This window comes from Microbacterium umsixpiens (genome assembly GCF_053543675.1).
Genome location: NZ_JBLVOH010000017.1, coordinates 1 through 7,281, shown reverse-complemented (window position 1 = coordinate 7,281; position 7,281 = coordinate 1). Strand labels below are relative to the sequence as shown.

Sequence of the window (7,281 nt, the reverse complement as noted above, 5' to 3'; positions counted from 1 at the left end):
GCGTGCGGTCGATGCCCGCACGCTCGACCCGCGCCCCGACACCGCCACCATGCGCCTCGACGTGCTCACGGGCGATTGGATCACGGTCGCCGCCAATCGGCAGAACCGCGTCATGATGCCCAGCGCCGAGGCCGACCCGCTCGCGCCGCAGACACCGGGCAACCCCTCCGAGGTGCCGTCCCGCTACGACGTCGCGGTGTTCGAGAACCGCTCCCCCGCATTCGGTCCCGCCCTCGCCGAGGCCGTCGGCACCGCCCCGCAGGCATCGAACGCGCCCCGAGGCCTCGACGACCTCGCCGCCCTGGGCCTCGGTCGCACCCGTACCTCGGTCGGCCGCTGCGAGGTGGTCTGCTTCAGTCCCGACCACTCCGGCTCCTTCGGCACGCAGTCCGTCACCCGCGCCCGCACGGTCATCGAGGCCTGGGCCGACCGCACGACCGCGATCTCGAAGCTGCCCGGCATCCAGCAGATCTTCCCGTTCGAGAACCGCGGCGAGGCGATCGGGGTCACCCTGCCGCACCCGCACGGCCAGATCTACGCCTACCCCTACGTGACGCCGCGCACCACCCGACTGCTCGAGTCGATCGACCGCACCGCGCCCGACCTGTTCCAGCACATCCTCGAGTCCGAGCAGGGCTCCGAGCGCGTGGTGTTCCGCGGCGAGCACTGGACGGCCTTCGTGCCGTTCGCCGCCCGCTGGCCCCTCGAGGTGCACCTGATGCCGCACCGCCACGTGCCCGACTTCGCCGAGACGACCGAGGCCGAACGAGACGAGCTGGCCCCGCTCTACCTGCGCCTGCTCCGCGGCGTCGATGCCCTGTACGACACCCCGACCCCGTACATCGCCGCCTGGCACCAGGCGCCCGTGCACGTCGGCCGCGACACCGTGCGTCTGCACCTGCAGCTGACGAGTCCGCGTCGGGCCGCCGACAAGCTGAAGTTCCTCGCCGGATCCGAGGCCGCGATGGGGGCCTGGGCCGCCGAGGTCCCGCCGGAGGTGGGTGCCGCACGCCTCCGCGAGGCGATCGAACGCTCATCCCCGACCCAGACCTCATCCCCGGACCAGACCTCCGACGGAGCATCCGCATGACCGCCGCCCACGACGACGCCCGCGCCCTGTTCGCCGACCTCACCGGCCGCGAGCCCGACGGCCTCTGGTCGGCACCGGGCCGCGTCAACTTCATCGGCGAGCACACCGACTACAACGACGGCTTCGTGCTGCCGTTCGCCATCCCCCAGCGCACGGTCGCCGCAGTCGGGCTGCGCGGCGACGATCGCGGCCGGGTCCTGGTCGGTTCGACCTTCGCCGAGGAACCGGTGGAGGTCGGCCTGGACGAGCTCGACGGACTCTTCCCGACCGCGCCGGGCACACACCCCGCCGTCCCGGAGTGGGCCGCCTACCCGCTCGGAGTCGCCTGGGCGCTGCGGCACGAGACCGCCGAGGACGGCCCGTTCCGCGGCCTCGACATCGCGATCGCCTCCGACGTGCCGGTGGGCGCTGGGCTCTCCTCCTCAGCCGCGATCGAGGGGGCGACGGCATCCGCCCTGAACGAGCTCTGGGGCACCGGCCTCGACGCCACGACTCTCGCCCGCGTCGGACGCCGCGCCGAGAACGAGGCCGTCGGGGCCCCCACCGGGATCATGGACCAGATGGCGTCCATGCTCGGTCAGCCCGACACCGCGATCTTCCTCGACTGCCGCTCGCTCGAGGCCCGGCCGGTGCCGCTCGGCATCGCCGAGGCCGGACTCGCGATCCTCGTGATCGACACCCGCGTGAAGCACGCCCACTCCACGGGCGGCTACCGCGAACGCCGGGCGTCGTGCGAACTCGGGGCCTCGCTGATGGGCGTGCCCGCCCTGCGCGACGTGTCGATCGCCGACCTCCCCCGCGCTCAGGAGCTGATGGACGACGTGACCTTCCGCCGCGTGCGTCACATCGTCACCGAGAACCAGCGCGTGCTCGACACCGTCCAGGTGCTGCAGGAGAAGGGCGCGAGAGCCATCGGCGACCTCCTCGTAGCGTCGCATGTGTCGATGCGGGACGACTTCGAGATCTCGACCGTCGAGCTCGACACCGCCGTCGACACCGCGCTGGCCGCCGGCGCTCTCGGCGCCCGCATGACCGGCGGCGGTTTCGGCGGTGCGGCGATCGCGCTGATCGAGCAGGATGCCGTCGAGGCGGTGTCGGGTGCCGTGACCGCCGCGTTCGCCGCCTCGGGATTCGGCGCCCCGCACCTGTTCACGGTCACCCCCTCCGCAGGTCCGCTCCGCGACGCCTGAGAGAATGATCGATCGAGCCGCGACCACTCCGCGGCAGGAGAGGAACGCAATGTCCTGGATCGTCACCGGCGGCGCCGGCTACATCGGAGCCCACGTCGTCCGGGCCCTCGCCGAAGCAGGGCTCACCCCGGTCGTGCTCGACGACCTCTCCAGCGGCGTCGCGTCGTTCGTGCCCGAGGGCGTGCCGTTCGTGCAGGGCAGCATCCTCGATCGCGACCTGGTCGAGAAGACGTTGCGCGACCACGACGCCCAGGGCGTCATCCACGTCGCCGGGTACAAGTACGCGGGCGTCTCGGTGCAGCGCCCGCTGCACACCTACGCGCAGAACGTCGAGGGCACCCGGATCATCCTCGAGGCGATGGAAGCCGCGGGCGTCTCGAACATCGTGTTCTCGTCGTCGGCTGCGGTGTTCGGCACCCCCGACGTCGCGCTCGTCGTCGAGGACACCGCCAAGAAGCCGGCCAGCCCCTACGGCGAATCGAAGCTCATCGGCGAATGGCTGCTGCGCGACCAGGCGATCGCGACGGCCGACTCCGCGCGTCCGCTGCGACACACGTCGCTGCGGTACTTCAACGTGGTGGGCTCCGCCGACCCGACCGTCTACGACGTCAGCCCGCACAACCTCTTCCCGATCGTGTTCGAAGCGCTGCTCGCGGGCAAGACCCCGAAGATCTTCGGTGACGACTACGACACCGCAGACGGCACGAATGTGCGCGACTACGTGCACGTGGGCGACATCGCCGCCGCCCATGTCGCCGCCGCCCAGCGCCTCGCCGACGGAAGCCCCATCGAGGCGGCGTACAACCTCGGCTCCGGCGACGGGCTCAGCGTGAAGCAGATCATGGATGCCGTCGCCCACGTGACCGGCATCGACTTCACCCCCGAGATCGGTCCCCGCCGCCCCGGCGATCCCGACCGCATCGTCGCCACCGGCGAGCTCGCCGCCCGCGACCTCGACTGGACCATGCGGTACACGGTCGACGAGATGGTGCGCACGGGGTGGGAGGCGCGGCAGGCTGCATCGGTCTGAGTCTTCGACTTGTGGGGACGGGCTCCGGGCCGCGCCGCTGCTCGCAGAGCGGGGCGCCCCTCCCCGCAAGCGGGGGCCCCTCCCCGATGCTCGCATCGGCGCGGCCCTGCGCCCTCGACACACGTGCTCGACTCGGTGTGCACGTGGGGGTGCCGCGCCTCCTCCGTGCTGGGTACGAGGAGAAGACCTCAGACGTCGCGGGCGCGGATGGGGTAGAGCCAGAAGCACAGCCACGCGAGGGCGGTGAACCCGAGCGGAATCACGGCGAGCATCAGACGGATTCCACCGTCGACGCTCTCGGGCTGCGCGTCGCCGAGCGTGGCATCGAATCCGGATGCCGTCAGCACCACCGCGGCCACGATCGCCTGCAGCACGACCGATCCTCGCACCACGAAGCCGTTGACCCCGAAGTAGGCGCCCTCGCGGCGGTGCCCGGTGCGCGCGGCATCCTCATCGATGATCTGCGCCAGCATCACCTCGAGCAGTTGCAGGAGCCCGCCGACGCCCACGCCGACCGCGACGCCGACCAACACCGCGCCGAGCACGTTCGACGGGGCGAGGTAGCCGAGCACGGCGACGCCGAACACCGTCACGCTCCACAGCACCGCCGTGCGCGGCGAGGTGCGGCGGACGACCGCGCTCCAGAGCACGATCGACGGGATCGCGGTGACGAAGATGGCCCCGAGCAGCAGGCTCCCCTCCCCCTCGGCAGCCCCGAGCGAGTACCGCACGTAGAAGGGGATCGCGGCGAGGATCACCGCGATCGAGGTCTGCACGAACAGCGACCCGAGCACGTAGGGGACGAAGGCACGATTGCGGAAGGTGTACTTCAGCTGGTCGCCCCACCGCATGGCCTCGGACGCCGCCTCCGGGACCCGGCGCTCGATCATCCCGCCGAGGAACGACCACACGAGCAGCACCAGGCAGACGGCGCCCAGCACCAGGGCCATCCCCGGCCACCCGAGCGCGCTGTACAGGGCGGGCGCGCCGGCGGTGCCGAGGACCATGCCGAGGATCGCGAAGATCTGCCGCGGCACGTTGCCTCGGGCGCGCTCCTCGGTGGTGCGGAAGATCTCGGGGAACAGCGCGGAGATGTTCAGCACCACGACGACGAACGCGATGTCGTACACGGCGACGACCACGAGGAACCACACGATGAGGCCGGCCGCCGGGAGCTCGGGCGGCATCCACACCAGCGCGAAGGCGACCACGAGCGGCACGATGCCCAGACCGATCCACGGGATGCGCCGACCCCAGGGAGTGCGCAGCCGGTCGGAGATCGTGCCGACGACCGGATTCAGCACCGCGTTCAGCACACCGTGGGCGATCATCGCCGCGGCCACCCATCCGGCCGGGACAGCGAGGTGTGAGACGTAGAAGTAGACGATGAAGGCCGAGAAGGTCTGCGCCATCAGTTGGGTCGGGAACCCGGATGCCCCGAATGCGATCGTCTGCGCCCTGGTCGGCGCCGCATCCAGCCGTCGATCGCGCAGGCGTTCGCCCAGAACCGTCATCGCGCGGACGACCGCTGCAGGTCGCGCAGGTCACGCCAGCCGATGCGCACGAGAGCCTCGTCCTCGATGGCCTGCAGCACGGCGGGGTCGGTGAGCAGACGCAGCTCGTACCCACGCTTCGCCGCGCTGAAGTCGACCGCGGCCCGGAGCTCGTCGTCGTCGATCATCGGGTGCAGGTAGATCTCGGTGACGCCGGCAGGAACAGCGCGCAGCAACGCGATGAAGCCGTCGCGCACCTGCTCGTAGGTCTCCTCGTCGGGCTCGCCCTCGCGGAGGAGCTCGAAGGGATGCGACCAGAGCCGATCGATGATCTCGATGCCGCTGGCGTCCGCTGCGGCCGCCGCGTCGTCGAGCTTGGCCTGCAACGCGGCATCGTCCCCCACCCCGTCCATCGTCCGCGGCAGCCGGAACGGGAGGCCGTTGCGGGCGGCGAGCTCGAACACCGGGCGCAGGAAGTCGTGGCCGGTGACGAGGCCGTAGACCGAGCCCATGTGGTTGTCGAGGTGCGTCACGTCGACCCCGGCGTCGAGCGCGGCCTGCAGCTGGGCGGCGAGCTCGGCGGCGACATCGTCGTCGGTCGCATCCCGCTCGACGGTCGCGACATCAGCGGGGAAGAAACCGTCGGCGTCGACGAGGCTCGTTCCCGTGCCGGTCAATGGGCGCCAGCGGTAGCGTCTCCACTCGCTGGTGAGCACCAGGTGCACGCCGACGTCGAGATCGGTGCGGGAAGCCGCGAAGGCCAGTGCTTCGGGCGACCACGAGCACGGGACCATCACGGTCGTCGAGTCGATGTGCCCGGTCGTGAGCAGCTCGACGATCGCGGTGTTCGCCGCATGGCACATGCCGAAGTCGTCGGCGTTGAGGATGATCGCCCTGGCGCCGGGTGCGAGGCCGAGGCGGTCGGCGAGATCGGAGGGAGCGGTCATCAGAGGTCCTGTCGGGTAGGGACGGGCGATCGGGGGCGACGATCGGGGTGCTCAGCGGCCGGGCTTCGGCGTCGGCGTCAGGATGCGGGTGAAGAGCATGCTGCGGAGGGCGGATGCCGCTTCGTCGACGGCGCCGACCAGCGGGGCTTCCGGGCCGAACGAGGAGACCAGGAACCGCAGCGGCAGCTGGGCGGCATACTCGTCTGCGACGCGCTGGACCGCGTCGACCAGCACGGGATGGGCTGCCGTGCCGCTGAGGATGAACGCCTCCGGGTCCAGCACCAGGCCGATGCTGCCGGCCACGAGGACGATGCGCTTGCCGATCTCGGCGACGACCCGGATCGCGGCTTCGTCACCGCGACCGGCGGCTTCGAGATGGTCCTCCAACGTGGCCTCGGCGTCTCGCCCTGCCCCGAGTGCGAGATCTCCGACCACGGCGTCGCTCACGATGGGCGCCCCGATCGGGAGCGGAGTCTGCGGCAGGTACATGACCTCGCCCGCGACACCGGAGAATCCGCGGTGCAGTGCGCCGTCGATCACGATGCCGGCACCGAGCCCGTCGTCGAGGAGCAGCAGCGCGAAACTGGCGAGGTCGCCGCCCACGCGCGCCGTGAGTTCGGCGAGGGCGGCGAGGTTGACGTCGTTCTCGATGCGTACCGGGCAGCCGAGCGATGCGGTCAGCGCAGCGCGGAAGGCGCCGCCGTCCGGACCGAGATCGTCGCGGATGCCGCCGTCGGCGGTGACGATCCCGGGGATGCCGACGACGGCGAGGTGGATCGCCCCCTTGGCCGCCTTCACCGACCCTCGGCAACGGTCGACGAGGGCGACGATTTGCTCGACGCGGTCCTCCTGGATGGGCAGCACGGCGTGCTCCTCGGCGTGCACGACTCCGCGGGCGTCGACGAGCACCACGTGCGCGGCGTGGTGGTCGATGTGCACGGCGGCGGCGAACCCGAGCCGCGGATGCAGGGTCACGCGACCGGCGGCAGGCCCGCGCGTCTCGCGGTCGATGCCTGCCGAGGCGACGGCGCCCGCTGCCTCGAGCATCCGCAGCACCTGGGTGACGGCCGTGCGGGACAGCCCCGTCGCCGACATCAGCTCCGCGCGGGTCTGCGGACCGCTGCGCGCGAGCGCCTCCAGGATCGCGCGACCGTTGAGCGTGCGTAGCAGGCCCTGCGGTCCCGCGAGTGGTCTGGACATGTGTTCCGGCGTCTACCTCTCGATTCACGGACGGCCCCAGAAACGGGGCCCGGCGCAATGCCCGCAAGCATGCCACATCGTGTCGCACAGGTCGACAGTTCGCGCCGAGCCCGGTCGTGGCCGCTCATGCTCTGAGCGCAGTCGAGCGGCGGGCCGCAGGTGCGGGTAGTGGTGTCGGGGGTCGTGGGGTGCGCCAGCGTCTGGCGGGGTCCCACCAGGCGGGTCCGCGGACGTGGGGTGTGCCGTGGCGCATGCGGATCTCCCAGCCGGAGGTGTCGAGGGTTCTGTGGTGGTGCCAGCAGAGGGCGACGCCGTTGTCGGTGTGGGTGGG

General features: G+C 71.4%; 6 protein-coding genes and 1 pseudogene. 3 read left to right on the top strand and 4 right to left on the bottom strand.

Annotated features, from left to right (window positions below; all coding sequences use genetic code 11):
• The 3 genes from galT to galE all read left to right on the top strand — a co-directional run.
• Positions 1–1,090 (top strand): galactose-1-phosphate uridylyltransferase (galT, locus tag ACNPM4_RS01605; protein ID WP_448984471.1); only part of this gene is annotated, 1,090 nt, incomplete at its 5' end.
• Positions 1,087–2,280: a galactokinase gene (gene galK / locus ACNPM4_RS01600; protein ID WP_448984470.1), complete on the top strand. Its 1,194-nt coding sequence runs from the start codon at positions 1,087–1,089 to the stop codon at positions 2,278–2,280. The genes galT and galK, both read left to right, overlap by 4 nt.
• A gap of 49 nt (positions 2,281–2,329) precedes the next feature.
• A complete protein-coding gene (gene galE, locus ACNPM4_RS01595; RefSeq protein WP_448984469.1) occupies positions 2,330–3,310 on the top strand; it encodes a UDP-glucose 4-epimerase GalE in 981 nt (326 codons plus the stop codon).
• 188 nt (positions 3,311–3,498) lie between these two features.
• On the opposite strand, the gene ACNPM4_RS01590 is transcribed toward galE, so the two are convergent.
• The 4 genes and pseudogenes from ACNPM4_RS01590 to ACNPM4_RS01575 form a co-directional block, all read right to left on the bottom strand.
• Entirely contained in the window at positions 3,499–4,824 is a 1,326-nt protein-coding gene (locus ACNPM4_RS01590) for an MFS transporter (protein WP_448984468.1), read from the bottom strand.
• Positions 4,821–5,750, bottom strand: a complete 930-nt coding sequence (locus tag ACNPM4_RS01585; RefSeq protein ID WP_448984467.1) for a polysaccharide deacetylase family protein — start codon at positions 5,748–5,750, stop codon at positions 4,821–4,823. The genes ACNPM4_RS01590 and ACNPM4_RS01585 overlap by 4 nt, the downstream gene beginning before the upstream one ends.
• A 51-nt stretch (positions 5,751–5,801) precedes the next feature.
• Entirely contained in the window at positions 5,802–6,950 is a 1,149-nt protein-coding gene (locus ACNPM4_RS01580) for an ROK family transcriptional regulator (protein WP_448984466.1), read from the bottom strand.
• A 124-nt stretch (positions 6,951–7,074) separates the two neighbouring features.
• Positions 7,075–7,281: pseudogene (locus ACNPM4_RS01575) on the bottom strand (hypothetical protein); the annotation flags it as partial.

Bases quoted from the DNA above. Each gene is read 5' to 3' on its own strand.
- ACNPM4_RS01585 (WP_448984467.1), bottom strand. From the start codon at position 5,750: ATGACCGCTCCCTCCGATCTCGCCGACCGCCTCGGCCTCGCACCCGGC.
- galE (WP_448984469.1), top strand. From the start codon at position 2,330: ATGTCCTGGATCGTCACCGGCGGCGCCGGCTACATCGGAGCCCACGTC.
- ACNPM4_RS01580 (WP_448984466.1), bottom strand. From the start codon at position 6,950: ATGTCCAGACCACTCGCGGGACCGCAGGGCCTGCTACGCACGCTCAAC.
- ACNPM4_RS01590 (WP_448984468.1), bottom strand. From the start codon at position 4,824: ATGACGGTTCTGGGCGAACGCCTGCGCGATCGACGGCTGGATGCGGCG.
- galK (WP_448984470.1), top strand. From the start codon at position 1,087: ATGACCGCCGCCCACGACGACGCCCGCGCCCTGTTCGCCGACCTCACC.